At 32.2% G+C, this 26594-nt stretch carries 33 protein-coding genes and 4 pseudogenes; 9 read left to right on the top strand and 28 right to left on the bottom strand.

The features are described from left to right. Nucleotides 1-353 precede the first annotated feature (353 nt). The 5 genes and pseudogenes from ahpC to JV528_RS00865 all read left to right on the top strand — a co-directional run bounded on the left by ahpC (nt 354) and on the right by JV528_RS00865 (nt 4421). Nucleotides 354-923 (top strand): alkyl hydroperoxide reductase subunit C, encoded by a 570-nt coding sequence (gene ahpC, locus JV528_RS00885; RefSeq protein ID WP_000052781.1) that lies wholly within the window; start codon nt 354-356, stop codon nt 921-923. A gap of 15 nt (nt 924-938) precedes the next feature. Continuing rightward, on the top strand, nt 939-2462 hold the full coding sequence (ahpF, locus tag JV528_RS00880) for an alkyl hydroperoxide reductase subunit F (protein WP_000930498.1): 1524 nt from the start codon (nt 939-941) through the stop codon (nt 2460-2462). A gap of 137 nt (nt 2463-2599) precedes the next feature. Then, nucleotides 2600-2833: pseudogene (locus JV528_RS00875) on the top strand (hypothetical protein); the annotation flags it as partial. Between the two features lie 71 nt (nt 2834-2904). Next, nucleotides 2905-3531 carry an NDxxF motif lipoprotein gene (locus JV528_RS00870; RefSeq protein ID WP_000746687.1) on the top strand — a complete coding sequence of 209 codons (627 nt, stop codon included), beginning with the start codon at nt 2905-2907 and terminating at the stop codon, nt 3529-3531. A gap of 506 nt (nt 3532-4037) precedes the next feature. Further along, entirely contained in the window at nt 4038-4421 is a 384-nt protein-coding gene (locus tag JV528_RS00865; RefSeq protein ID WP_000868249.1) for a hypothetical protein, read from the top strand. A 65-nt stretch (nt 4422-4486) separates the two neighbouring features. On the opposite strand, the gene JV528_RS00860 is transcribed toward JV528_RS00865, so the two are convergent. The 22 genes and pseudogenes from JV528_RS00860 to JV528_RS14620 form a co-directional block, all read right to left on the bottom strand. Further along, nucleotides 4487-5068: a histidine phosphatase family protein gene (locus JV528_RS00860; protein WP_000158384.1), complete on the bottom strand. Its 582-nt coding sequence runs from the start codon at nt 5066-5068 to the stop codon at nt 4487-4489. 355 nt (nt 5069-5423) lie between these two features. Then, a complete protein-coding gene (locus tag JV528_RS00855; RefSeq protein ID WP_237269176.1) occupies nt 5424-5855 on the bottom strand; it encodes an IS30 family transposase in 432 nt (143 codons plus the stop codon). 19 nt (nt 5856-5874) lie between these two features. Further along, entirely contained in the window at nt 5875-6387 is a 513-nt protein-coding gene (locus JV528_RS00850; protein WP_000032528.1) for a transposase, read from the bottom strand. A gap of 110 nt (nt 6388-6497) precedes the next feature. Then, nucleotides 6498-6860: a cystatin-like fold lipoprotein gene (locus JV528_RS00845; RefSeq protein WP_000166622.1), complete on the bottom strand. Its 363-nt coding sequence runs from the start codon at nt 6858-6860 to the stop codon at nt 6498-6500. 46 nt (nt 6861-6906) lie between these two features. Next, the gene (locus JV528_RS00840) at nt 6907-7500 is read right to left on the bottom strand and encodes a hypothetical protein (protein WP_000850647.1); all 594 of its coding nucleotides are present in this window, start codon (nt 7498-7500) and stop codon (nt 6907-6909) included. A 5-nt stretch (nt 7501-7505) separates the two neighbouring features. Beyond that, nucleotides 7506-8534, bottom strand: a complete 1029-nt coding sequence (locus tag JV528_RS00835; protein WP_000247483.1) for a CHAP domain-containing protein — start codon at nt 8532-8534, stop codon at nt 7506-7508. Then, the gene (locus JV528_RS00830) at nt 8524-10455 is read right to left on the bottom strand and encodes a CD3337/EF1877 family mobilome membrane protein (protein WP_000824167.1); all 1932 of its coding nucleotides are present in this window, start codon (nt 10453-10455) and stop codon (nt 8524-8526) included. The genes JV528_RS00835 and JV528_RS00830 overlap by 11 nt, the downstream gene beginning before the upstream one ends. A gap of 22 nt (nt 10456-10477) precedes the next feature. Further along, nucleotides 10478-10711, bottom strand: coding sequence for a hypothetical protein (locus JV528_RS00825; protein ID WP_000686779.1), 234 nt, complete (start codon nt 10709-10711; stop codon nt 10478-10480). Nucleotides 10712-10729: 18 nt separating this feature from the next. After that, nucleotides 10730-10897 (bottom strand): hypothetical protein, encoded by a 168-nt coding sequence (locus tag JV528_RS00820; protein ID WP_001031397.1) that lies wholly within the window; start codon nt 10895-10897, stop codon nt 10730-10732. A gap of 3 nt (nt 10898-10900) precedes the next feature. Then, nucleotides 10901-12263: pseudogene (locus JV528_RS00815) on the bottom strand (FtsK/SpoIIIE domain-containing protein). Nucleotides 12264-12267: 4 nt separating this feature from the next. Continuing rightward, on the bottom strand, nt 12268-12600 hold the full coding sequence (locus JV528_RS00810) for a hypothetical protein (protein WP_000696095.1): 333 nt from the start codon (nt 12598-12600) through the stop codon (nt 12268-12270). After that, the gene (locus tag JV528_RS00805) at nt 12597-12827 is read right to left on the bottom strand and encodes a hypothetical protein (RefSeq protein WP_000990409.1); all 231 of its coding nucleotides are present in this window, start codon (nt 12825-12827) and stop codon (nt 12597-12599) included. The genes JV528_RS00810 and JV528_RS00805 overlap by 4 nt, the downstream gene beginning before the upstream one ends. 3 nt (nt 12828-12830) lie before the next feature. Beyond that, nucleotides 12831-13049: a hypothetical protein gene (locus JV528_RS00800; RefSeq protein ID WP_000217371.1), complete on the bottom strand. Its 219-nt coding sequence runs from the start codon at nt 13047-13049 to the stop codon at nt 12831-12833. An 11-nt stretch (nt 13050-13060) separates the two neighbouring features. Then, nucleotides 13061-15556, bottom strand: coding sequence for an ATP-binding protein (locus tag JV528_RS00795; protein ID WP_204177128.1), 2496 nt, complete (start codon nt 15554-15556; stop codon nt 13061-13063). Between the two features lie 34 nt (nt 15557-15590). Further along, the gene (locus tag JV528_RS00790) at nt 15591-15980 is read right to left on the bottom strand and encodes a TcpE family conjugal transfer membrane protein (protein ID WP_031903554.1); all 390 of its coding nucleotides are present in this window, start codon (nt 15978-15980) and stop codon (nt 15591-15593) included. A gap of 5 nt (nt 15981-15985) precedes the next feature. Continuing rightward, nucleotides 15986-16222 (bottom strand): TcpD family membrane protein, encoded by a 237-nt coding sequence (locus tag JV528_RS00785; RefSeq protein ID WP_398572686.1) that lies wholly within the window; start codon nt 16220-16222, stop codon nt 15986-15988. A gap of 28 nt (nt 16223-16250) precedes the next feature. Then, entirely contained in the window at nt 16251-17327 is a 1077-nt protein-coding gene (locus tag JV528_RS00780; RefSeq protein ID WP_204177127.1) for a conjugal transfer protein, read from the bottom strand. 180 nt (nt 17328-17507) lie between these two features. Beyond that, nucleotides 17508-18584, bottom strand: a complete 1077-nt coding sequence (locus JV528_RS00775; protein ID WP_204177125.1) for a replication initiation factor domain-containing protein — start codon at nt 18582-18584, stop codon at nt 17508-17510. A 179-nt stretch (nt 18585-18763) separates the two neighbouring features. Further along, a complete protein-coding gene (locus tag JV528_RS00770; RefSeq protein WP_204177123.1) occupies nt 18764-19066 on the bottom strand; it encodes a hypothetical protein in 303 nt (100 codons plus the stop codon). Between the two features lie 3 nt (nt 19067-19069). Continuing rightward, nucleotides 19070-19405: a DUF961 family protein gene (locus JV528_RS00765; RefSeq protein WP_031903559.1), complete on the bottom strand. Its 336-nt coding sequence runs from the start codon at nt 19403-19405 to the stop codon at nt 19070-19072. 32 nt (nt 19406-19437) lie between these two features. Continuing rightward, entirely contained in the window at nt 19438-19743 is a 306-nt protein-coding gene (locus JV528_RS00760) for a hypothetical protein (RefSeq protein WP_031903560.1), read from the bottom strand. A gap of 156 nt (nt 19744-19899) precedes the next feature. Next, nucleotides 19900-20184 carry a hypothetical protein gene (locus JV528_RS14620; RefSeq protein ID WP_031903561.1) on the bottom strand — a complete coding sequence of 95 codons (285 nt, stop codon included), beginning with the start codon at nt 20182-20184 and terminating at the stop codon, nt 19900-19902. Between the two features lie 151 nt (nt 20185-20335). Between JV528_RS14620 and JV528_RS00755 the strand changes: the two are divergent. Further along, nucleotides 20336-20546: pseudogene (locus tag JV528_RS00755) on the top strand (hypothetical protein). Between the two features lie 38 nt (nt 20547-20584). On the opposite strand, the gene JV528_RS00750 reads toward JV528_RS00755, so the two are convergent. Next, nucleotides 20585-20839: a GlsB/YeaQ/YmgE family stress response membrane protein gene (locus JV528_RS00750; RefSeq protein ID WP_000466742.1), complete on the bottom strand. Its 255-nt coding sequence runs from the start codon at nt 20837-20839 to the stop codon at nt 20585-20587. A 293-nt stretch (nt 20840-21132) separates the two neighbouring features. On the opposite strand from JV528_RS00750, the gene JV528_RS00745 reads away from it, so the two are divergent. Continuing rightward, nucleotides 21133-21396 carry a helix-turn-helix domain-containing protein gene (locus JV528_RS00745; protein WP_001055897.1) on the top strand — a complete coding sequence of 88 codons (264 nt, stop codon included), beginning with the start codon at nt 21133-21135 and terminating at the stop codon, nt 21394-21396. A gap of 137 nt (nt 21397-21533) precedes the next feature. Here the strand turns inward: JV528_RS00745 and JV528_RS00740 are convergent, their stop codons facing one another. From JV528_RS00740 to selX, 3 genes are all read right to left on the bottom strand, one after another. Continuing rightward, nucleotides 21534-22106, bottom strand: coding sequence for a PepSY domain-containing protein (locus JV528_RS00740; protein WP_000769722.1), 573 nt, complete (start codon nt 22104-22106; stop codon nt 21534-21536). 180 nt (nt 22107-22286) lie between these two features. Further along, entirely contained in the window at nt 22287-22655 is a 369-nt protein-coding gene (locus JV528_RS00735) for a YxeA family protein (RefSeq protein WP_000849161.1), read from the bottom strand. Nucleotides 22656-23023: 368 nt separating this feature from the next. Next, nucleotides 23024-23635 carry a staphylococcal enterotoxin-like toxin X gene (gene selX, locus JV528_RS00730; RefSeq protein WP_065315809.1) on the bottom strand — a complete coding sequence of 204 codons (612 nt, stop codon included), beginning with the start codon at nt 23633-23635 and terminating at the stop codon, nt 23024-23026. 205 nt (nt 23636-23840) lie between these two features. Here selX and JV528_RS00725 point away from each other — a divergent pair. Both JV528_RS00725 and JV528_RS00720 read left to right on the top strand, forming a co-directional pair. Further along, a pseudogene (locus JV528_RS00725) lies at nt 23841-24525 on the top strand (tyrosine-type recombinase/integrase); the annotation flags it as partial. 5 nt (nt 24526-24530) lie between these two features. Next, on the top strand, nt 24531-25538 hold the full coding sequence (locus JV528_RS00720) for an Abi family protein (protein WP_001080631.1): 1008 nt from the start codon (nt 24531-24533) through the stop codon (nt 25536-25538). 245 nt (nt 25539-25783) lie between these two features. Here JV528_RS00720 and rpsR read toward each other — a convergent pair whose 3' ends face one another. Beyond that, a complete protein-coding gene (rpsR, locus tag JV528_RS00715; protein WP_000897044.1) occupies nt 25784-26026 on the bottom strand; it encodes a 30S ribosomal protein S18 in 243 nt (80 codons plus the stop codon). 51 nt (nt 26027-26077) lie between these two features. After that, nucleotides 26078-26581: a single-stranded DNA-binding protein gene (gene ssb, locus JV528_RS00710; protein ID WP_000934799.1), complete on the bottom strand. Its 504-nt coding sequence runs from the start codon at nt 26579-26581 to the stop codon at nt 26078-26080. Nucleotides 26582-26594: the final 13 nt, after the last annotated feature.

Genomic DNA, 26594 nt, shown 5'->3' with positions numbered 1-26594 from the left:
TCCAGTTTCTCACGCATTACCTTCATCCATCTCGAACAAATATTCTCACACCATTATCAATAAGGTTGACTTAGTTGAGAATACAAATCTTCTTTTTTTACATTTTTTACATTAAAATCAAGATATTAAATATAGACACAACCTTTTAAATCATCGACTACAAAATCCATTATCAAAGCACTTTATATTATCTTTCTTTATTTTAAAAGTAATCATTCACTTTACAAAGTTATCCAGTTGACTATTCTGGATCAAAATGTAATAATGCTAACTAAGAGATTAGAATTATTATAATTAAGCACAATCAATTGATAGTTCTAATTCATACTTAAATTCTTAGGAGGAAGATATTTATGTCATTAATTAACAAAGAAATCTTACCATTTACAGCGCAAGCTTTCGATCCAAAAAAAGATCAATTTAAAGAAGTTACACAAGAAGATTTAAAAGGTTCTTGGAGCGTAGTATGCTTCTATCCTGCTGACTTCTCATTCGTTTGTCCAACTGAATTAGAAGACTTACAAAACCAATATGAAGAATTACAAAAATTAGGCGTAAATGTATTCTCAGTATCAACTGATACTCACTTCGTACACAAAGCATGGCATGACCATTCAGATGCAATTAGTAAAATCACTTACACTATGATTGGTGACCCATCACAAACAATCACTCGTAATTTTGATGTATTAGATGAAGCTACTGGTTTAGCTCAACGTGGTACATTCATTATCGACCCAGACGGTGTTGTACAAGCATCTGAAATTAACGCTGACGGAATTGGCCGTGACGCTAGTACATTAGCTCACAAAATCAAAGCAGCTCAATATGTTCGTAAAAACCCTGGCGAAGTATGCCCAGCTAAATGGGAAGAAGGCGCTAAAACATTGCAACCTGGTTTAGATTTAGTAGGTAAAATCTAAGGAGGCATTACAACCATGCTTAATGCTGATTTAAAACAACAACTTAAACAACTATTAGAACTAATGGAGGGCAACGTTGAATTCGTTGCCAGCCTTGGTTCAGATGATAAATCTAAGGAACTCAAAGAATTATTAACAGAAATTTCTGATATGTCACCTAGACTTTCACTTTCTGAAAAGTCTTTAAAACGTACACCAAGTTTCTCAGTCAATCGTCCTGGCGAAGAAACAGGTGTAACATTTGCAGGTATTCCATTAGGTCACGAGTTTAACTCACTTGTTTTAGCAATTTTACAGGTTAGTGGTCGTGCACCTAAAGAAAAACAGTCAATCATTGACCAAATTAAAAACTTAGAAGGTTCATTCCATTTTGAAACATTCATTAGTTTAACGTGTCAAAAATGTCCTGATGTCGTTCAAGCACTTAACTTAATGAGTGTGATCAACCCTAACATCACGCATTCTATGATTGATGGTGCAGTGTTCCGTGAAGAATCTGAAAACATCATGGCAGTCCCTGCTGTCTTTTTAAATGGCGAAGAATTTGGCAATGGTCGTATGACAATCCAAGATATTCTTTCGAAACTAGGCAGTACGGCAGATGCATCTGAGTTTGAAAATAAAGAACCTTATGATGTCTTAATCGTTGGTGGTGGTCCTGCTAGTGGTAGTGCAGCGATTTACACAGCACGTAAAGGTTTACGTACTGGTATAGTTGCTGATCGTATCGGTGGCCAAGTTAATGATACTGCTGGTATTGAGAACTTCATTACTGTTAAAGAAACAACTGGTTCTGAATTTTCTTCTAACTTAGCAGCGCACATTGATCAATATGACATTGATGCAATGACAGGTATACGTGCTACAGATATCGAAAAGACTGACGAAGCAATTAAAGTTACATTAGAAAACGGTGCTATCTTAGAAAGTAAAACAGTCATTATCGCTACTGGTGCAGGTTGGCGTAAGCTAAACATTCCAGGTGAAGAGCAATTGATTAATAAAGGTGTTGCATTCTGCCCTCACTGTGACGGACCTCTATTTGAAAATAAAGACGTAGCAGTTATCGGTGGCGGTAACTCTGGGGTTGAAGCAGCAATTGACCTTGCTGGTATCGTTAATCATGTTACATTATTCGAATTCGCTAGCGAATTAAAAGCAGACAACGTGTTACAAGATCGTTTACGTTCTTTATCAAATGTTGATATCAAAACAAATGCCAAAACTACTGAAGTTGTCGGAGAAGACCATGTTACAGGTATACGTTACGAAGACATGAGCACCGGCGAAGAACATCTACTTAACTTAGATGGTATCTTTGTTCAAATTGGTTTACTTCCAAACACATCATGGTTAAAAGATGCTGTTGAATTAAACGAACGTGGTGAAATTGTTATTGATCGTAACAATAATACGAATGTTCCTGGTATATTCGCAGCTGGTGATGTCACAGATCAGAAGAACAAACAAATTATTATTTCAATGGGCGCAGGTGCAAATGCAGCATTAAATGCCTTTGACTATATTATCAGAAACTAAAGTTTTCACAGTTTCATTGACAGTATCTTACATTTGTTAAGATGCTGTTATTTTTTTATCCTACATAAAATCATGTTATGATAAACTTAATATATACAGCGAGATGTGCGATAATGCTTAAAGTATGTACCTCTTGCAAACAAATCAATATGAAAAATGATATTGAGAAGGAAAAGTATGTGAATGAAATCATTATGCTTTTACGTACGATACCTACGTCTAAATTAGTACAACCAATTATGCAGTTATTTATAGATAATGCTATCCTTAACAACGTTTCAAGCGACGCATTATTGATAGAAAAAGCAACTCATGCACGTAATCATTTACGTCTATGGTCATTGCAAGGTCATCGTGACATTCCACACTAATTCAACGTTACTCTATTAGCATGAATACATATTTTTTCAATTAAAGATAAACTAAGGAGTTATATTACATTATGAAAAAGAGATTACTACTAAGTACATTTTTAGCATCGACATTAATTCTTACAGGTTGCGCGTCCGATCAATCTGATAACGAAGATCATCACACAAGTACTGGCATCCATGCACCTAAAAGCGCTAAAAAATTAGAAACAAAAGATATCTTTAACTCAGATAAGAAAAATAGTGATATTAGTGATGCAGAGATGAAGCAAGCTATAGAAAAGTATTTGTCTGTAAATAGCGATATACTTGATAACAAATATATAATGCAACATAAACTAGATAAACAAATTGACAGTCAAACAAAAGTGACTGAAAAACAAGCAGAAACACTTAGTCACTTATCTAACTTAGCTGTTAAAAATGATTTGCATTTCAAGAAATTTGTCACTGAAAACAATATTCCTAAAGAATATAAGAAACCCGTTGAATTAATGATGAATTACTTCAAAGCTTTAAATAGTACAATCGCCAATGTTGATGAAGATATTGAAAAGCTTAGCTATCAACCGCAAAATAAAATCAATGTTGTCGATGTGCCAACAAAATATGCCGGTGATGTTAATAAAAAGCAACAAGATAAAATTAAAGATTTCTTAAAATCTAAAGGTATCAAGAGTGATGTTATCGATAAATAACTGAATGCCATTATTGCGACATGTAACACATCATTACATGAGCTTTAATTCATGACAATTCTTTATCTTTAAAAGTGACTAATCTTTGAGACAATACATTTTAACCAATACCATACCATTTTGGGAGTGGGACAGAAATGATATTTTCGCAAAATTTATTTCGTCGTCCCACCCCAACTAGCATTGTCTGTAGAAATTGGGAATCCAATTTCTCTGTGTTGGGGCCCATCCCCAACTTGCACATTATTGTAAGCTGACTTTTCGTCAGCTTCTGTGTTGGGGCCCCTGACTAGAATTGAAAAAAGCTTGTTACAAGCGCATTTTCGTTCAGTCAACTACTGCCAATATAACTTCGTAGAGCATAGAACATTGATTTATGTCCCAGCCTGTTTTTTATTGGTTTTAAATTCTCTATCCATCCTAAAATCCCCATTAGTTGACGCATTTGACTATATCCCTAACATATTCCATACTTATATTGACTCTATAAACAAAGGATGGTCATGATGAAAGTTCGAATTACTTTTATTATTTTAGCAATTTTATCGACGATTGTTTGCTTGTTCTTAGCAGCAATGCATCCAACAGGACCAAACACAGTAACTTTTGAACAGCCATATTTATTCACCCTCAACATCATTATAATGGTATTAGTCGCATTACCTTCACTTGTTTTAGCTATATATGATTATATGAGTTTTAGAATTTCTTCTGCTATTTTACAATTTCTAGGGGCTATCTCTTGGTTCTTTTTATCATTGATATTATCGCTCACACAATTTACACCTTTTACATTAGCGTCATTTATAACTTCAATTATTTTGTTCGTAAGCGCAATTATCACATTAGCTATTGGTGATAAGTCTGTTGATAAGAATGATTCCCATTAAATTCCAAATGCAAAAAAGGTTCTGAAGGCCGCTATAAAACACAGTTTTTCAGAACCTCTATACTTCTATTCAATGATATATGGTTTGCAATTTTCAACTTTTAAATCCACAGCTTCTTCCCGTGAAACGTTATTAAAATAAACCATTAAACAACGAATGACAACTTGATGTGCAACAATGACGATATCATCTTTTTGTGTATCTTCATTGACAACATGATTCATAAAATGTTCTACGCGTTGATATACATCTTCATAACTTTCTCCTTTAGGCGCTTTTTGTGAAAAACTATGCCGAAAGTCTTTAAACTTTGGATCATTGAAATACTTTTCATATTTCGGATTCGCACTGATTTCATCTTTATATTCACCCTCAAATACGCCAAGTGAACGTTCTCTTAATAAAGGCGTAGTCGTTGATGCAATGTCATATGGAAAAATATGTTCAAACGTTTGCTGTGTTCTTAATAAGTCTGAAACATATACATGTTTAATCTGTTTCTCTTTAAAATAATCACATAAATCGTCTGCACTTTTTGTGCCAGTTTCCGTTAACGGCACATCTAATTGTCCACAAAAATAAGATCTAAAATGTTTATTATCATAATTCGATTTTGATTCGCCATGTCTAACTAAATAAATCGTCATAATATTACTCCTTACCTTATGTATTTCATATCTACCATAACACTTTGACTACTAATTCGATATCAATCTCAATATTCTATTTGCAGTGTGTCAATAGAAAAGAAGAAATTTATTGAAAAAACTTTATAATTTTTACAGTTAAAGATCTAAATTGAGAAAAATAAAGGATTTTCAAATATAAGAACAGAAAGCGAATAATAAAGATTAATTTTAACATAACTACTTATACAAGAAATATACAAAGTATATACATTTAACGCTTCCGCACTCACGGCAAGCCGTTCGCTTAGACCAATGCATATTTACTGATGAGTTCTTTCAGAACATAATCAATAAATATGCATTCACAAAAGTTTCAGCGATACACTTGAATAACTTCCTCACTCGTTAAATAACCCAACACTGCACGTGGTCTTGTATTTATTCTATTTACCGCATGAATTAGTGCCTCATCAGTAATCATTTTAAAGTCAGTGCCTTTCGGGAAATATTGGCGTAATAAACCATTCACATTTTCTATTGAACCACGTTGACCAGGACAACCAGGGTCACTAAAATATACACGACAATTTAATTCGTGTTCTATCAATTCATATAAGGCAAATTCTTTACCTCTATCAACTGTTATTGTTTTAGGTTCTAAATCACGCATTAATTCAATAATCGCACGACACACTTCTTTTGAACACCTTGAATTCAATCGACATGCATATAAATATCTTGTTTTACGTTCGATAATTGTAACTAAACAAGCAACAGAAGGACGAGCACTTAAAACAGTATCAATTTCATAATGGCCATATTCTTTACGATCTCTTACAGAATCTGGACCGATACATAATTGCGCGATTTCCTACTTTAATCTTACCTCTTTTCTCAGTGGATTTATTATATTTCTTTCCACCTTGTCTTAAATCTTTTTTGACGTATTCAACTAAACCCTCACGCATATAACGATATATAGTTGGATAACTAATATAAATACCGATATCTTGTTCAATTCTTTCTGCTATCTGTCTGGGTGACCATTGGCACGCTAGTTTCTTTTCAATATATACTTTTGTTCTATCATCTAATTTACGTGATTCTTCTTTATGTTTTTCTGTATGATTGTAAGCTTTAGATGCAAGCTCATGAGCTATAATAGGGTCATATATATCATTAAATGTATATCGCTTTAATTCTCTCCATACAACTACATAATTTCTATTTAAAAGTCTTGCTATATCTGACGTAGAATTACCGTCATAAAGATATTTCGCAATAGCTAAACGAGTATTTAAGTCAACTTTTCGGCGTTCTGTCGTTTCTTTAGACATCAACATCTTCTCCTTTACATTTTTAAACATAGTTTATAAAATATAATAGAAGAAGATGGAAAAAGAAAGCAACTCCAAAGCTTATAGGATGCTGTCGGAGTTGCTTTTGTTTATTCTTTTAAATTTTCTTCTTTATAATCTGGTTTGTGTTCTTTCATATAACGCTCTTTTTTCGCATCATAATCTTGCTCATATTTTCCAGTTGTTTCATTTTTACGATATAAACGTGTTACTAGTGTATCACTGCCTTTTCTAAACTTATATGTTAAAGTAATCACTTTCCCATCTTCATATACGTAAACATTAGTCGTCTCTCGCTTGTATTTACGTTCATCAGGTGTTTTTAATTCCTCGACTTTCTTCGCTTCAATTTTAGAAACTTCATCAATTTCTTTATCGTACTTCTTACCACATGCGATTAATGCTACAGATAAGATTAGAATAAATGTTATTAATAAAAATCTTTTCGTCATGATATAATCATCTCCTTTTTATTAAATTATATCATTATTTTATATTTTATCCACGTCCGTTTTTCTGTAAATTAAAGCGTTGTACATTATCTATTAACCACTTATCATTAGTTCTCACTAAATCAAGTTGTATAGATGTTTTACGATGTTCCACTTCTTTTTGTCCTTCCGTATCTATGCGCTCATCAAATTGCACAAACACTTTATACTTATCTTTCTTTGGGTCAAATTGTTCAAAATAGACATGCATATTGCTCACTGTCACATCATCAAAAATACTAAACTTTTCTCTGCCATCACTAAACAATTCATCGTAATATTTTTGCGTAATCATTGGCTTTAATACTTTTGATTTCTGCTTAAATGATTCACCTTTTTTCAATGTGAATAATTCGGTTGTAAATCGATGTGCTGTTTCTCTGATTTGTTTTTCTTCATCTGCGATGACGGTTTTAGATTGTCTTTGCACTCGTTTACTCAATGTTTCATTGGTTTCTTTTTCATGTTGTAATGTATCTTTTAACTGTCTAACTTCACTTTTTTGTTCAACAATTTGTTGTTTCGTTGTTTGATGCCCTAAAAAATAAGCACCGATCGTTAACACACATACAATTAAAAACAATACTAGTTTTGTTTTCATTTCATCTACTCCTTATCATGAATAAAACTAATCCCGGGCTCTACTTTCATTTCTCGTTGTGACACAATATAAGGACCTTTAATATTCATTTCAGTGACTGTGAATGTCTTATCGTCCTTGACACCAATAACTACAGCCACATGACCTGTCACAGCCGGACCAGGTCCAGGCTCCGCAATCATTAACGCACCAACTGCGGGCTTCGTATTCACCTTATAACCTTCTTCTTTCGCTCTATCGTTCCAATATTGCGCATGGAACCAATACGTAGATATAGGTTTACCCATCTTTTGACGGATACCATAGGCATACCACGTACATTGTCCTGCTGTATATAAATTGTTTTTTCCTGGGTCTGAATCGCTCCACTTTGGAATTTTACCATCAAATTTAATGTCTTTACCGCCTTTAGATTTACATACAGCACTATCTTTATCACTTAATTCTTTCATAATTGATGTAACTGTCGGTATCCAACGTTTATTCATATTACTAGGGTCATTAGATGCACCTACAGGCGCATACTTAGGTCCTATCTTATCAGGCGTTGTTAAGCCTTCTTTGATATATAAATCATACAAATTTTTAGCACCCGCATTTAAACCATCTTCAACCGAATTATAAACTTTTAATGGTCCGTTCCCCATAATGGATAGGGGATTCTTTTGTTTTGTCGCATTCATGCCTTTACCCCATTCAGACTCAGACGCAATAATTGCCACAAATAAATTAGGTGGTATTTTATGCTTTTCAGCGATTTTCACAATTGTTTTGCCTTTCCCATCTAATGCGCCACCTTTCGCATTTTTGTTAAATACCGAAATACCTTTATCTTTAACATGACCACCTTCACATACAACATCACCATCTGTTTGTTCTTCTTCTTTCTCTGGACTAAATACAAATAACAATATAACTGGAAATAAAAAGAAGGAAATACACAACACAATAAAAATCCATTTAAGTAATCGTAACTTTACGCCGATAGGCGTATGTTGTATCACTTGTTTGGCAACTTCTTTTTTATTTACCATGTTTACTAATGTCCTTTTGTTCTTTTAATCGCTTTTCTGCCTCGTTTTTATTATTATGCTGTGCGCTACGTCTATATTGATCGCCATTTGTATTTGAATGATGTTGATTTTGATGCGTTTGATGATTTTGAATACGTCGTTTTTCAATATCTTTATCGTAAGATGATTGAACTTCTCTTGTATTTGAGCTTAATTCATTCGGCGTTTGACTCGTGCGTGATATCTCTTTGGGTGGTCTTGATAAATTAGAATAATTGGACATATCTTGTTGAGGGTTCCGTTTAATCTCCGTATTTCGTTTCACTTCACGTTGTAAACCTTGATCTTCTTGTGATTGTTTCGATTTCTGTAAATCATGACGCGATGATGTATTAGGACCATCTGAATTTGATGACATATGCATCTCTTCTTGTTGATTACGTCGTTTAATATTTTGATTAGGCGTTGTTGAATGTGATACTTCTTGTTGTTGATTCCGCTTGGGTTTGTTATTATCATCTTGATTTACAATAAATACAGGCATTGGCTTATCACGTTGATTTTCACGCTTTTGTTGTTTATCTTCAGACTGCTTTTTACGTCGCTTATTCCATTCATCTTGTCCTTTCTTGATTGTCTCTTCACCAATCGTTTGAGGTGATAAGCTCAAATTACCACGTGTCACAAAATCAATGATTTCACGTCGCTTTTTATACAATACAAACAAAACAATCATTAAGAAAATCACGTTTAAAAAATAAGCCTGTTGGCTTTCCGGTTTAATAACTGCGTCCGCAATATCAATACTTAAGCCAATTACCACAAATAAAAACGATACACACGTACTTAAAATAATATAACCTAATGTACGCGCTAACGCTTTAAATACAGATAATTCTAAATTAGGTAAAAAGCTTAATAGCCAACTAAACACTAGAAATAAGAATAGAAATAGGGCGAAAGCTGAAAATATGACTTTCGCAAAACTAATCGCAAGGAAAATCACAGATACAGAAATTGTAATAATTAATGTAAACATCGCAATACCAAGCTGCGCAAACACACGACTTTGTTTCATAGCACTATTATCATGTTTAGTAACTTCGTCTTTAACTCTATCATCTCGCTTTCCTTGTGTATCTTTATCTTTAACTTTAATATCTAAAATATCATTAATACGCTTGTTATCTTTCTTTTTGATTGCTTCTTCATTTACAGTACCATAATTCATAATCAAATAAGGTTTATATAATGTCATGTCAAAATATTGATTACGGATTTTATTTATCCCTGAATTTTCATTCACATAATCGACATTGCCATTAATTGCGCTTGTACTATTCATAATGACATTATTGAGCCCTTTACCGACATTGTTTGTACCTTTAATAATAAAACTTGCATTCGCAAGCACACCCACACCAAAGCCAATTAAACAAAAGATTAAGAAACCACGTTTTAATGCCTCTGCCATATTACCTTTAACAGAGTAAATAATAAACGCGTTCAAACAAATAATAATAAACAATGTCATCACAATATTACTTAATAACTTTTGGTAAATATCACCCACAAATTGACCAATTTTATCTGCGAAATCATCTAATACATCCAATTGATATAAATTCTCTATACCGTAATCAGTGATACTTACAATCAATTTATTAATCTCAAAGAAAAAATTTGTCACATTATTAACTGTCTCAGCTACTTCATCTTTGCCAAATGGGTTCCAATCTGATTCTTTATGAAAGAGGGCACGATATCGATCTAAATCAATATCACCATCGGCTTTATTATCCACTTTATACTTTTCAATTTTCGCATTAACCGCATTTGTCGGTTGTCCTACTGGATTAGCAACCGCATAAGCCGTTGCCCCCATGACAAGACACAGAGGCAAAATTAAAAAGCATAAAAGATATAAACTTTTACGCTTCATTCAATCACTCCTTATTCGATTATTAATTAATAAATTCTAATTTTCCTGTAAATACATAAGTAGCGTCTTTTACTTCTAAATCATTCAATACAACTTTCTCTAAAGGCTTTAAATCTAAATTTTGTTTTGATAAAACCATAATTTCTGAACCTAAATCAACCGAAGCTAACCGATAAGCATAACAATCAAAGTCACGTCTCACATCTTTCTTGCCTAAAAAATAAAAATCTCCATTTTCATTAAAATCGATTTTCATTACACTTTCACTCCTTATTTAAAGTTTTTCAATTTGACGCTGTATTTTAATTAATTTTTCCACTTCATCAGAACGTAATGTACCATCTTCTTTAATCGCTAAATCTAAAGCTATTAAAATAACATTTTTCATTCCGATTTCTTCCGCTAATTCTAATAATAATTTTTCTATTTGTTCTTTATTCATTATTTATCGCTCCTTATTTAATATTTGTTTCACATCTTCTACAAAGTCATATTGTTCCATGAGTGGCGCATCAAATAAAATCGGTTCATTATATTGTCCCAATATCGAAATGTAACCACGTCCAATATCTGACTCATGAATAGGTTGGAATACTTTATCTGTTTGACCAAAGGTCATACGGTAACCATCAGCTGACAAATTACCCATTGATACACGCAAGCCTAATTGGTCACGTACATTACCTTTAATCACATCTGCGTCTGGTCGTTGTGCTGTTAAAAACATGAATACGCCAGCTTGACGACCTTTCATAATGATGTTGATTAAATAATCATTCATTTCTTGAAGTTCTTTTTTATCTAAAGTAGAAGTGAACGCTGTCACTTCATCAAAAATCACAAAGTAGGGTGGTAAGTCGAAATTTCTGAAATTACTACCTAATTTATAATGTTCGCTTTCACTCATCATTCTAAAACGGCGTTCCATTTCTTCATTTGCTTCTCTAAGTTGTTTAAAAATTTGTCCGGTTGTATCTGCCACTTTTTCAGTGCCAATCACATTTTTCATAAATGATAAATCAGATACTTTCGGGTCTAATAATCGCACTTCTGCATTACGTTTAAATAACTCCCTAATCATGTAAAATAAAAAGTATGTTTTACCACCACCCGTTACACCTGTAATTAATGCATGTGGTGCTTTCACAAAATCCCAAAGGATTTGATGCGTAATATAAATCTTTGTATCGTAATAAGTCGTCTCTGGTGCCTCTGTGCCTTCCATAACGATACGTTTTTTTATATTTAAGAGGCATAAACTCATATCTGAGGAAACGTCCAATATGACGCTTCTCAACAAGCTCACAGTTAAACATTGGTTCGATGATTTGTTCCAACTCTAAATAATGATCTTGGAAACGTGAACCGTCTTTCTTTACATGTATCATAAATGATTTACGTTTACGCTTATAAAATAACGTAGGGTAGTAGTCATATTCTGTCTTCTTATAATCAATATCTAAGTACTCTGTTGTCTTCTTTATAACTGTACGATTATGGAAACCTTGGGTTTCAATCATTTCAGCTAAATCTTTTTCGCGAAATCTTAAAACAAATTGTGAAAATAATTTCGCAATTAAAAACACAATCGCTGTACCAATCACAAGATATAAAAAATGTGGTTTAAAGTACTGATATACTTCAACCACATTTAACGCTTTTTGTTGTCTAATATAATCTTGCCATAATGTTAATATTCGATATGCTAAAAAGATAAATGCGAACACACCCGCAAAGATAAAATCAATATGTTTAAAATACGGTTGAATACGCACACCTTTAAATAAAGCAATCTCATTCATTGCCATATCTTCACTCCTTTACTACCTTTTTATTAAACAATAATAATGTATTATTTTTAATCGTCATAAACAAACCTTTAATATCAAAACTAATACGCAAAAGAGCATTTATCATCCAAAATGATAGTAAATACATACCTAAACATAAAACACCTAAATAAACATTAATAAATGCATCTTTTCCATTAATCGCAATGTCTTGTATCGCTAGCACAACAGAAACCATAGCCAATATATGAAAAGCTAACCATATCATTAAATAAAGTAATAACATGATTGTAGTAAAAACAACAATGACTCCATTAGTAAATTTACTCTTAAACAAAAAGTCTAAAATTTTCATTGTTTATCACTCCTATATTCATGTCTTTCTAAAGCTTCAAGAATAATATCGATTTTTTCTGATCGCTGTTTGGATTCTAAACTTTTATGCCATTCATGTATTTTTGCCATTTCAGCTTTATGTGCCTCAAGTTCTCGCAACTCCGCATATCTATATCTTTTTTTGAACAGTTTTGCCGAAACTAAAAGAACAATAATAAAACTAATTAAAATAATGTAATACATCATCGTTTATTTCACCTTCTTAATACAATGATTAAAAGCATGCCCATTTAATCTTAATTTAAAATACGATGTATCAATATTAAATTTTCTACATATATTTTTTACATAACGCGCTTCTTTCTTAATATGTTCATCTATCGTACGCATTAATTGAACATAATAATAACCATAAACAAGCGCAATGGGTAAACCAACAACATAAAATAAAATAGGTAGTACCGTCATATAAATCACCTCTATATCGCAAATTTTTCTTCTGCTTTTGAACTTGCTGAGTCTTCTTGTGTTCTAAATGCTTCTGTCATTTCTTCAAATGGACAATGTACAGCCATTTTGCCTACACGTCCGTAGAAATCACTGAAAATACATTGACCTTTCTTCAAGTCTTTCAACATTTCCATGTTTTCAGGACTTTCTTTTGAATATTCTAAGTCAAGAGATTTTAAAATATCTTCTCGTTCATCTTTTTCATCAAACGCAAAATGACAGCCAAAGTTACCGCCGTCTTCGTCGGCTTTATCTTTAACAGATTGTGTAATAAAGACAAGCGAATTATTTTCAGATCGACCCATACGTTTAATGCCTTTCGCTACTTTCTTACCTTGACGTGACGCACTAAACGCCCAACCTTCATCAATAAATATGGTCGTTTGAATTTGTCTACGTGAGCCAAATTTTTGTAAGAATTTACCGATTAACAACATTAATGTAATACCGTTTTGTTCACTTGTACTATATGTGGAAGGGTCATCATCTGCTTTTGGAATATCCAAGCCTTTAACCTGTAATATCGTTATCTTTTCTTCAATATTTAATGCTGGATTTTCTCCATTACCAAATACCAACTTTAAAATATTATTTTGTGTTTTCTGATACAACAAATCACCCGCATTACGTACAGCTTCATCATCATGGTTTTGTAGCTTTTCTATCACGCTAAGTGAACCAACGGTTTCACCGTTTTCGCGTTCATCTATCGTATCTGAAATCGCTTGATGTATCGCTGTTTCAATATGATGATAATTTTCAAATGATTTAATTTCATCAAAAACAGATTTCAACATCTCATTAGCTTCAATCCCATTTAAAAAGACGATCGGGTCTAAACAACCAAAGTTATTTGATTTATTATAATCTAATGTCACATATTTAAATCTCTCTAAATGACTAACAAACAAAGGATATTTTCGTCTCATTTCTTCGCTTTCTGTAATCTTATTAAACCAGTCCGCAAATTCACTTTTCGGGTCCCAATAAATCATTTGCCCTTTAAAGAATGAGGTATATAGCCAAAGTAACTTAGCTAAAAACGACTTACCTTTACCCGTTTGACCTGTAATTAATACGTGTGGACTATCGCTCACAGCGCCTTTAATACCTTTTGCCGCAAGTAATAAACTAAAAAGAATAATATCTCTTGAACTTGCGACGGCTTCTTCACGTGAAACGGAACGTATAAATTTATCAATGCGTCCGATATAAAAACCTGTTTTCGTACCTAAGCTTTGTGATACACCAAAAAGATTTTCGGCGATACCTGTCGCCGTCGTGCGTTGTACCCAATACTTATTAATAAATAAGTCATTGCCATGTAAGACTTGATAATATAATTGTAATTGGTCAGCTAGAGGATTTACGGCGTAAATCTCCGTCTCTTTCAAGCGTTTCACTAAACGCTTAGCTTTACGCTTACAATCTCTTAGGTCATCACTCTTAATCACAAATAAACAAGACCATTCCATAAACACGCCTGAGCCTGTCACTTCTTTTTCCATTTGTTCTAACACAAATAAATTATCTTGTATTTCTTCTGAAGCATTATCGCCAGTCGCTTGTTTTTCTCTAGATTGTGCTTTGTGGTTAATTTTTGCGCGATCGAATTTCTTTTTCACTTTATCATTTTCAACAATCTTTGCTTTAATATGACATTCAACTGGAAACGGCATATTTTGCGCTTTTTCAAAGATATGTGTATATTCCATATCTAATGGAAAATCATCAACAACAACGGTTGTTGTATAAAATGTTTCATTTTCATTCGTCACTTTCAAAACACGCATTTGTGTAGGGTCTATCACCACATTACAAACATCAGTGACAGCACGTCGTGCTGACTCTTCTTGTACATCATGTGTTGCATTTGAAATAAATGGCTTTCTCACTATATAAGCGAGTTCATTTTCTGTTAAACGTTCGCCTTCAATACTCAGAAAATTATCCGCAAGTTCACGTTCAAAACTTTCATAACGACTTAATACTTTATCATCTAACGAGACATTAAAGCCTAAATTTGAAATCATGCGCTCCGCTGTATCTGACAACGTACTTTTTACCATTTCTTTAATTGAAACCGCGTCATCACTTAATTCTCTAAGCTTAACACCCATTACAAATGAATTATGTGTTATCATTTGTAATTCTTGTTCTAACACATCGATCGTTTCTTGCGCATAATAATTTGCAACATCAAATGTTGTATCATCAAAATCTTTACTAATTTCTTTGAACTTATTTCTAAGATCCAAATCATGTTCATACATTTCAAAATGAAAATCTTGATAACCTTTAATCGACTCAAGAAAGTATTTCATACGCTTTTTAGACGCTTCTTTAGCATCATAATTCGCTGTTGAAATAGATTCCGAACGTATACGATAATACGCCCAGACTTCACCGTTTTTAGTTAATAATAAATTGTTTTTTATCCCTGCGTAGGGCGCTTTTAAATCCATGTCATCCCTCCATAAAAAATAGCCCCAACAGGGACTATTTCAATTTGATTAATTTCTTGTTGTGATATTTCACTTCTTCATCATACGCATAGTGGACATTACGCATTTGAATATTAAACACATAAGTTATAAAATCCCAAAGGAAAAAAACTAATTTTTTACCATCTTGTTTTAACTTCACTAAATACTTTGTCATATAGTAGGGGAGCGCTGTAAAATAAATAATTTTCATACCACTAATCAATGAAGTTATATAATGAAATCCTAATTTAAAATACAGTATCGCAAGTATTAACTCTAAGGCTACAAATGTAGCGACCCAATCAATACGAATACCTTTTGAAAAACGTGCGTTGTTAGTAAATTCATACATAACGATAGGCTGTTCAAATGTTCGTTTTAAGTTATAGGCTTTTTTATCCATCGGATTCAGCCTCCAAATATTAGTTTCCAAAGCCCAGATAATGCATTAAACACAGTTTCAGGACCTTTAGAAACCAAGAACATGAAGCCACCAACAACAAATAACAAAACCATATGTCCATATTTACCACCAGCCCATTTCATACAACCAACAACTAATACAATAATCCCAATTGCTGACCCAACTTCTCTACTAACTAAATCTTTTAGTGGGTTAATCGTAGGTGTATTACCTAACACCATCATCAAATTTAAAAAATTATCCATAATTTTAACCTCCAAATGTTGTTGTTAATTTCTTAACGTAATATTTTCCGTCTTTCTTTGTCACTTCCAACGTATAATGTTCTAAATTCTCAAGTGGCGACCCTTTATCTTTCATTAAAACCTCTGCCTTAATGACATAATCATTCTTCTTAGGATAAATACGCAAATCACTAATTTTAGATACTTCTCTTGTATCTTCTAACCCTTCGGGGTTATCCATTAAATAAGCCATATCATCGGCTTTGCTTTTCGTGTATTTATTAAAAAAGTCTTCAACGAATGCTTTTAATTTTGGATTATCCTCACGTTTTTCATTCTCCAAATTATCTTTTACAAGCTTCGCTTGTTTCAATTGATTATTTGGGACAATTGAAAAGTGGGGGTATTCCACAACGACATACTTATTATTTTCACTTTTAACAGGAATATTTAACAATGCTTTCTTACTTTCTGTACGTGTTTTTTCTTCTGTCTTTGTCTCATATTCCTCTTTTTTATCTTTATCCTTCTTATCTTTTTTCTTCTTGACTTTAATTTCCTTTTTCTCCGTAATTTTCAGATCGTAATTGACAATATACTGAATAATTGTCTGTTTATCTTTACGTTTAATATTAAAAAATTCTTTTTCATTTAACTTACGTTCAACATTTTCAGTATTTTCTGTAGGCGTTTTATAGTCAGAAGGGTAAAAGTTTTCTAATGCTTTTTGTCGTTCTTCTTTTTCTTTACCGCCTTTAGGAATATTCATATACGTATCAATATATTTATCTGCATATAACTTAAGATTTGGATTATACTGAACCGTTTCAGCATTATCTTCATATTTCTTTTTGATTTCTTCTGTGTTATTAACGGCTTGTTTACTTTCATTATTCGCTTTAGAAGCTCTAACAAAAGCAGCCAATAATAACACAGTCAAGATAATTAAAACGGTATAAAAAATAACCACAATCTTTTTTCTGTGATTGCGATACTTCGGTAATTCTTTACGCTCTGCTTCTGGCACATCAAACTGTTTGCCTTTTTTCGAAAATCTAGATAATATCAATTTATGAATGATATTTAAAAAGATTTTTCGCATATTAGTAAAAAAAGTTTTAATAAATATCGACTCCTTTCCATTTATTTGCATTTCCTAAACAAATAAAATTAATGATTGCTAAAATACTCAAATTCATATATAATGAGATCCTAATCACTTTCTGATTAGATATAGATAGCAATTCTTTTTTAAATGAGCACTAAAACTTAGAACTTGTCTTTAAGTCAAGTTCTTTTTTCGTTTTAATTCTTCTAAATAATGGTCTATGCGCTCTGTATGTTCATCAGTAAATGATGAATGCGCTAAGATTTTATTTAGAAAATCAGTATTTTCAAGTAGTCCTTCTGACTGTGCCATTGCTTCAGCTGTTAAAACCGTGTCTAACGTTGTAGCCACTTGTTTACACAGCCAATCAATGTTATCTTCAATCGATTTCAAACTCGGCTTCATACTCAATGTAATTTTATTAGCACCATTTATAAAATGCTTCCATTCTCTATATACTTCCCAGCGTCTTTTGTCGCTATCTTTTCCATCTTTCGGCTTTGTTACAAAGCGCATACTATTATTTAATACGCCTTTAACAATATCCGATATACTTGATGTTTCAGTTAAAATCTTAGCGCAATTTTCTGCGTTTGTTCTACGCATTTGTATTTCGTATCTATTCCACAACCCAAAATCTTCAACAGGCTTTTTAAGTTTATATGCCATTTCATAATTCTTTTCATAAAAACGACAATACATATCACTTTTTTTAGAACCAATATAAAAAGTTGAACCCTTTGATTGACCGTCAGAAAGTTTAAAGCCAGCGATTGAACTCGCAGTTCTAAATTTTGAAATACATTCACCATGTTCAGCTTTTTTAATTAATCGCGGTATTTTTAAATATGTTTTGGTATCATCTATCGCTATATCAATTCTTGTAAAACGTGCTTTTTTAACCGCACAGCGCTTAAAAAAATCTTGCCACGTTTCACCACAATTAGTTAAATAATGTTCAAGCTCTCGACAACCTGAACCAGATAACTGTAAATGATAACCCATACTATCATCTTTATCAGAATAAAAGATTTGAATGTTTCCAAATGTATAACCACGATTGTAAAAATACAATCCACTATTACGATGTTTAAACACTGCCCGAGGCAGTTTCAAAACATCTTCCATTATTGCAAAAATCGAGGGCAGTTGGAATGTCACTTGAACCCAGTCAACGACTGCCTCCAAGCCACATTTTTTTGCGCTCGCTACCCCCCTATTAGTAAGGGGGGTAGAATCTTGATTTTCCATGAAAAAACCTCCTATCAAATCGCAAGCGATTTGATAACTTAAGGCATACGCCTCCCTTTCTTAACGCGCCTTTGTCGCAGGCTCCGCCCAAATGCTTAACGCCGTCCCGGCTTGCATTTCTGCGCCTGCAGGCGCTAAAAGTCCAGCCCGCCTTAAGTTAATCAATAACAGTCGTAGTTTTACGCATCTATATCACCAATATAGATACAATCCTTTAAATCGACTTGTAGTAATCGCCCATGTCCGGCTTCTTTCAAACTAAAACACAATAAGCAGACGTCGGTATAAATCCTTGGTCTGCCTGATGGTAAACTGCTTTTAACATAGTCACCATTGAACTTTTTTTGTATTTCTTGAGCGATCGCCATTAATGACAATTTCTCTCCTGTGTTAATTCTAGCTGCAATATATGACAACATGTCTTCAGATAATTTTAATGTACGTGCATAAGGCGCTAGATTGTCAGCTGTATAAAATTCCATACATTAACCTTGTGGTGCGCCTTTTTTAACTGAGATTGTACCGATTTGTTTAATATCATCAGCCTTAATACTTGGTTGAATTGAATTAAAATCACCTGAAGATTGTACATATTGTTTTGCCTCTACACCTACAAGTTCACACAGTGACATCTGTTCAATTTCTACTTCTTTAGGAACCTTTACTGTTAATTGTTCACCTTGACCAGTTGACGCTAATTTGTATGCGTATACTTTTTCGTTTGTCTTTTCACCATCTTCATATTTAAACTTCTCATCTACACCCATAAAATATAAATCACCGAATGTTTCTTTTAAATCAAATTTTGGATTCCATGCCATAATAAATGCCTCATTTCTATTTTTTATTTTTGTTAATTTTCTCTATTATCTAAGCTGTAAATATCATCAGCTGAAAAACTTGTATATAAATTACAGTAACCTGTATTCATATCTTGATATACTCTTGGCTTAATCGAAATATTGTCAAATCCCACATGTTCTAAAGGTTCAAATGATTTTTCATTTGATAATCTGATTTTAACTTGTTCACCAATATCAACACATATAATCGTGTACAAGTAGTATATTTCATCAAATCGTGATATTTTTTCAACATGTGATAAATAACGAAATTCTTCGCCTAATGTTGCTTTAACATCAATCACTGGTTCAATCATAAAGTCACCTCAATCTTAATTAAAAATAGGCAGACTCATACAAATTTAAGGTTTTTAGGGTCGCACGAATAGGAATAACTCCCGCAAATCCGTACCACTGCATTTTTGATAATGGAGTGTCTATGCTTCTCCTGATCTATTTAGTTTTTTTGAAACCTATCGGTTCATCACCTCAAAAAATTCTAAGTCAATTTTATTAATATGATACATCTTGCATATAAATGCGTTCGATACACCATGTTTTTTTAAAAACACATAATCCTTATAAGTAAATTGATAATCATTTTCTTTGATTTTATTGCACACGTCCAATATACAAAAGTATGCAATTTTATACATCTTACAGATATGACGTTTAGAATATCCATGAAATCTTAATACAACAAAATTTCTATAATCTAGATGCTTAAAATCATAAAAATAAGGTGTAAACTCAGTCATAATTATCAATTCCTTTCCTAAGAATTAATTTCTAACTAAAGTTTACACCACAATTCTAAAAAAATAATTAATTCATATTTTAAATTAATGACTCTAAAAATAGTATTGTCTTTAATCAAGTGATGTGTTACTATATGGGTGTAGTTCTTAAATGACTACACAGTCTTTTATATTCATGAACATAATACTCCTGGATGGCGCAACCCAACGTCATCCTTTTTTTTATTTGTCAAATACTCGCTTTTTTATTTCCAACCTCTCCTCATGTTAATTTATTACTTTTCAATCCTATCTTACCTACATTTTCAAATATTATAATACATATTGACCATTTTCACGCAAATAAAAAAGATGACAACTGAATGCCATCTTTATTTCAATTCAACCTAAGTTGAATATTTTATTTTTTACGAACAGCTCTTAAAATTAAAGTTACCAGTGCAATTAAGATAATTGAACCAATTAAAGCTGGTAAGATGTAAATACTTCCTAGTTCAGGACCCCAATGTCCTAATAATGTTCCACCTAACCATGATCCAATAATACCTGCGATAATATTACCTAAAATACCACCTGGGATATCTTTACCCATAATAGCACCAGCAGCCCATCCAATTAAGCCACCGACAATTAACATTCCAATAAATCCAAACATAATTTTCAGTCTCCTTTTTCTATTTATTTTGCGTTATTCTAAGTAGTACCCGTTATTAGACTTTCTAAAACAAATTCAAATTATTTTTATCTAAATATTTTTCAAAGTAGTAATTGAATATCAATTTTATTCAATGTAGCTATCGTTATTTAAAGTCTCTGTACCGGCAATATCAAATACATTATTTTTTCTGGCGAATTCATAGCTTGATTATTTTATGTTATAGGACTAGAATATACACATATTATTAGAGCATCTTTGAATTTTAAATCAAGAAGCGAGGTTAATGAACAATGAATATGCATATTTTATATAACTTACGAACTAAACATAATTTAGAAATTGACGAATTAGCACAACAATTAAATGAGAAATATGGTACTAAATATGAAGCACATCAAATTTGGGAATGGGAGAATCATCACCATGAACCTAAATTTAAAGATGCCATGCATTTAGCTGACTTCTTTGATGCACCATATGAAATGTTTTTAGAAAGTAAGGTTAAAGAATATCAGAAACATTTAGAAGAAGTCGATATTCGCATGGATAAATAGATGCAATTAAACCCTCACAACACGTTAGGCATATATCCTTTCAAATCTATACTGGATATATTACATTGCGTTGTGAGGGTATTTTAATAATTAATATGAATTAAGACATGTTATTATCATTAGTATTACGACATATTTTAGTGATCTTGCTCACTCTTTAATACTTTACCGTTTTTAGCATCAACAGTAACTTCTTGTTTTTTATTACCTTTTTTCAAATCGATATTGTAAACAAGTTTGCCATCATCTTTTTCAAGTGACCATTCTTTAATATCACCATCAAATTCTTTTTGTCCTTCTTTAATGGCTTTTTTGTAATCTATAGCATCGCTATATTTAAAGTTATCATTTTCATTCACTGTATCTTCTTTTTCAGTCTTTTTGTTAATCACTTTTTTATTTTTATCAGCAACAAGTACTTCTGACTCTTCACCAGATTTTTGTTGCGTCACTTTATAAGCCCATTCACCATTAGAATTTTCAAATGAAATTCCTTTCAACTTTTGGCCTTTGTAAGTTTCTTCAGCTTTTTTCACAGCATCTTCTGGGCTTGTTTTAACATCTTTTAATGCAATAACATCTTTTGTTGTATTAGTGTCTTGATTAGTATTTGACTCTGTTGATTTTGTTTCATCTTTTGGAGTATCATTGCCACATGCAGTAAGCACCACCGCTGACATTGATAACACTGCTAATGATTTTAATTTCATAATATCACTCTCTCTTCCTTTTTTTGAAACTCATAACAAAAGCTTATATGCTATATAGATTGTATTACCCCTTGTTTTTAATTCTATTCATAATTATTACAAATTTTTTTAAATTACTCTTCATGTGTCACTTCATTTCGTACTCATCTTTAAAATGAACCATGTAATATAAACCCGTTATTATCGCCTCAATTTGGCTAATGCTTTCTTTGGTACTTCTTCCTTTTCAACTTCTTCAAAAGTTTCTACATGATGACCTTTATGTGTAATTTTCAAGTATCTATGCGGTTTAACATCAAATGTAGCAGTATACATTAATTGCGTCTCTTTCCCTTCTTTATTAAAAGCACTTTGACTATAACTTCGGAGTTGATCATCCATTCTAGTAGACACCTCTGTCGTTTTAACATAAGAATCATCTTCCTTTACTAATGGGTTAAATTGATCTGTTATACCATGAGAGTCTATTGTTTTTAAAATGAATAAAGCAGCATAAGCGCCAATGATAGTAAGTGCGAGATATGTTATTGTTTTTAAAATCGTTTTCAAAAGATCACCTCTGACAAAATATAAAATAGGATGTCTCTGAAAACAACTTACATAATTGTAATTAAAATGTAAGTCTTAGGAGAAAATAATGGTATTTGAATCTGAAAGATACGAATCGTTTTTAAACTAAGTTATTTTATAGAGACTTTATTATTGAATTGAAAGAAGTTAATTTTAAGGTTGTCGAATGTAAAAACATATTGATTAACCATAAAAGAGAAATTATTTTTGTAGATTTCGGCATAAACGTCATTAAAGAATTTTCTATATGATGGTGCTAATCATAACAAAGAAAGCTAGGCACCTTTAGATACCTAACTTTCAAAGTATTAGCGATAAAACACTGTATATACTAATTTAACTTAATTTCAAACTTGTTCAATGTCATTAACACTTTTCACAAGTTCGAAAGTTACATTTTTTATATCATCAGTATTATTTTTTACATTTTCCCTATCTTTTTGTAGCTCTTTATGCGACTCTAATGTATATTTACCACCATTCTTTGTATTTATGACGATGTTACCTTTAGGCAAATGTTCTCCCATATATAAGCCATAAGAAATATGAGCAAATCTTATAATATGATCCAATTCTTTTAAAGTGACAACTTCTTTATTAAGAGTAATATTTCTCTTAGGTGTATACACTCTATCAGCAACTGTGTATGTACCTTCTAAATGTATGCGAACTTGATTTTCATTTAAAGGTCTCTCTGAATAAACCCAATTCCTAGATTTATTAGATTTTCCGTTTATTGTATTTTGGCTGTATCTATCGTACAGTTTTTTAACCAAAGCTTTTTCTGAATTATTTGGTACTTCTTCAACTTTTTGGAATTGTTTATCTTGTACACTTGAGGAATTTTGTGTTGACGCGTCTGCTTTTGGATATATTCCAAATGTTCCCCCATAGATGATACCTAGCGATAGAATAGATTTTAATACGATTGAATTTTTTGAGTCATATTTTTTGAACATATTTAATTACCTCCTTGATGTAAAGCTTTATTTGCTACAATTATAAAAATAATAGACGTGTTCATGAATTAAATTCATCTTAACTCTTGATTAACTTTAATTTGCTACCACTCTGAATTTAATAACTATAAATCGTCTACACACAATTGGAGTAAATCTAAGAGAATAGAATTTGTTAATTTAAAATAGTAAGCAATTCAAAGTTATATGTGTAATAGATAAAATAGATATCCCTATAGTGATGCGTTACTAGCTAAACGTAATAACACTTTAGAAGATAATGTAGTGAAAGAAATACCGGATTGTTTCGACTATGTAATTAAGTATAAAAATATCCAACGAGAAAGCGTAATTATAAAATGGTAAAAGCTATGGTACAGTTTCAAATTGCTAATGGCATGCGTATCGGTGAGCTACTTGCAATAAAGAGAGAAAATATAAACCATGAAGATAAAACGCTAGATATCGATGGTACAATTAATTGGATAACTGAAAAATGACGGGAGTATCCGGAGTAAAAGAGACAACTAGAACAAGTAACAGCTATAGGGCTATAGGCCTCACTATCCATAGTGATAAGTTTATTAATATAGGTTACATATTCACAAATGCAGCTGGTGGCCCTATCGACTCGAACAAAATTAGCAACATTATTAAAGGGGGCACTATCAAAGAGACAACTGAGATTAGTTCTATTAAGAAACCTGTAACGACGCATACATTATACATCATTCGCATATATCTGCACTTGCTCAATTAGGAATTAACTTAAAAGCAATGCAAGAGCATGTAGGTCATTCAGATTATAAAAAAATCTAGAGATATACACACATGTTACTAATCAGATGGCGAAAGATATGATGAATAAATTTGAACGACTGGGGAGTTAAAAACTATGAACAGAAAAACACCTAAAACTACTGATGGTTTAATGAGACATATAAGAGACAATAAAGGTATCCAAATAAATGGTAGCACGGAAAAAATCCAGTTACGAAACATCGGCTATTTTCATGGATTCAAAGGGTATAATTTCTTTTTAAACAAAGAGGAAGAACTTAATTTTGAAAAATTCAGCGAATTACACGCTTTATACAGTTTTGATACAGAAATTAAAAGCCTTTTCTATAAACACGTTATGTTCTGTGAAACGGCTATTAAAAATAGATTGCTAGAAATAGTTTGTGTAAACTCTGGCTTTGATTTAGATAGTTTATTTCAAAAATCATTAACATATTATAAAAGTTATAGTCCCGGTAGCTCAAAATATAAAAAGCATTTAAAAAATACTACTAGACTAAGAAGAGATATTTACGACATGATCCATGAACATTGTAATTCAAAACCTTACATTTATCATTACATACATCAAGATAGAACCGTGCCACTATATGCCGTATTTGAATTGTTCACTTTAGGAAATCTGGTATTTTTCACTCGTTGCATGTCCCAAAATTTGAATATAGAAGCTCAAAAGCAACTAAAATTATACTCCCCAGCATTTGATCAAAGTAAAGATATACTAGGTGACATCATTGATTGTATGAAAGGCTTAAGAAATGCTATAGCTCACAATGGTGTACTTTATGACTGTAGATTTAAAACTGGAGAGACAAGTAATAGATTAAAAGAATATTTAGCAGTAAAAATGGATATACACAATTTAGATTTCGACAGAATAATTGATTATCTCATTTTATTAATTCTAATTTGTTCTGGTCTCTCTTATTCTAAAACAGAACTCCAAAGAATTATAAAGCAATTCGAACAAAACCTTGATTTTTTACGATCAAAGATAAGCGAGTCGACTTATGATAAAATTATAGGCGTTCGAGCAAGACCTAAATTAAGAAGTTTAAAGAACTTTATCAATAACCTTGATTTTTATCTAAAAACAGATTAATATTATACATAAATAGCGGTGCATATCTGCGGAATGCACTTGAGGTTAACTGTTACTGACGGTTGCCTCTTTTTTTATTCATCTAAATTCATATTATTTTTGTAATATAAACATATCTTTGTGCAAATCCCAAACACAAAACTTCACCTCCTCTTTTTTACCCTTTTCTGTCCCTTTTCTATATCCCAAAGCATAAAAAAATCCCCCATAAGCCTATGCCTACGAGGGTTATAATATATTAAATATTATTGTTCTTCTTTAACATATGGTAATAATGCCATATGACGAGAACGTTTGATAGCTGTAGTCAACATACGTTGATATTTAGCTGAAGTACCAGTTACACGACGTGGTAAAATTTTACCGCGTTCTGAGATAAAACGTTTTAATAATTCAGTGTCTTTGTAGTCGATATGTGTAATACCATTTGCTGTGAAATAGCATACTTTTTTACGACGACGTCCGCCTCTTCTTGGTCCACCTGCCATGATTGTGTGCCTCCTTTGATAATTTTTTCGCTTTAATTTCGTTAATTTTTATTAGAATGGTAAGTCATCATCACTTATATCAATCGGTCCGTTTGCATTTGCAAATGGATTATCAGATTGTTTCGTGTTTGATGAATTATTGTACGAATTGTTTTGTCCTGATTGTTGACCACCGAATCCTTGACCGTAATCTTGGAATTCATTTTGTTGACGTTGGCCACCATTTTGTTGCGCATTTTTAGGTTCAAGGAATTGAACACTATCACACACAACTTCAGTAACAAACACACGACGACCTTCTTGATTTTCATAATTACGGGATTGTAAGCGACCATCTACACCAGCTAAACTACCTTTAGATAAATAGTTATTTACATTATCTGCTTGTCTTCTAAAAACAACACAGTTAATAAAATCTGCTTCGCGCTCCCCTTGAGCATTCGTGAACGTACGATTTACTGCAAGAGTGAATGTCGCTACACTCACACCTGAGGGAGTGGTTCTGTATTCCGGATCTTTCGTTAAACGACCTACTAATACAACTCTATTTAGCATTTAAACGCCCCCT

Origin of the sequence: Staphylococcus sp. GDB20D11A (assembly GCF_016893255.1) — a bacterium.
GTDB lineage: Bacteria > Bacillota > Bacilli > Staphylococcales > Staphylococcaceae > Staphylococcus > Staphylococcus aureus.
This window is presented reverse-complemented; position numbering and strand designations above follow the sequence as displayed.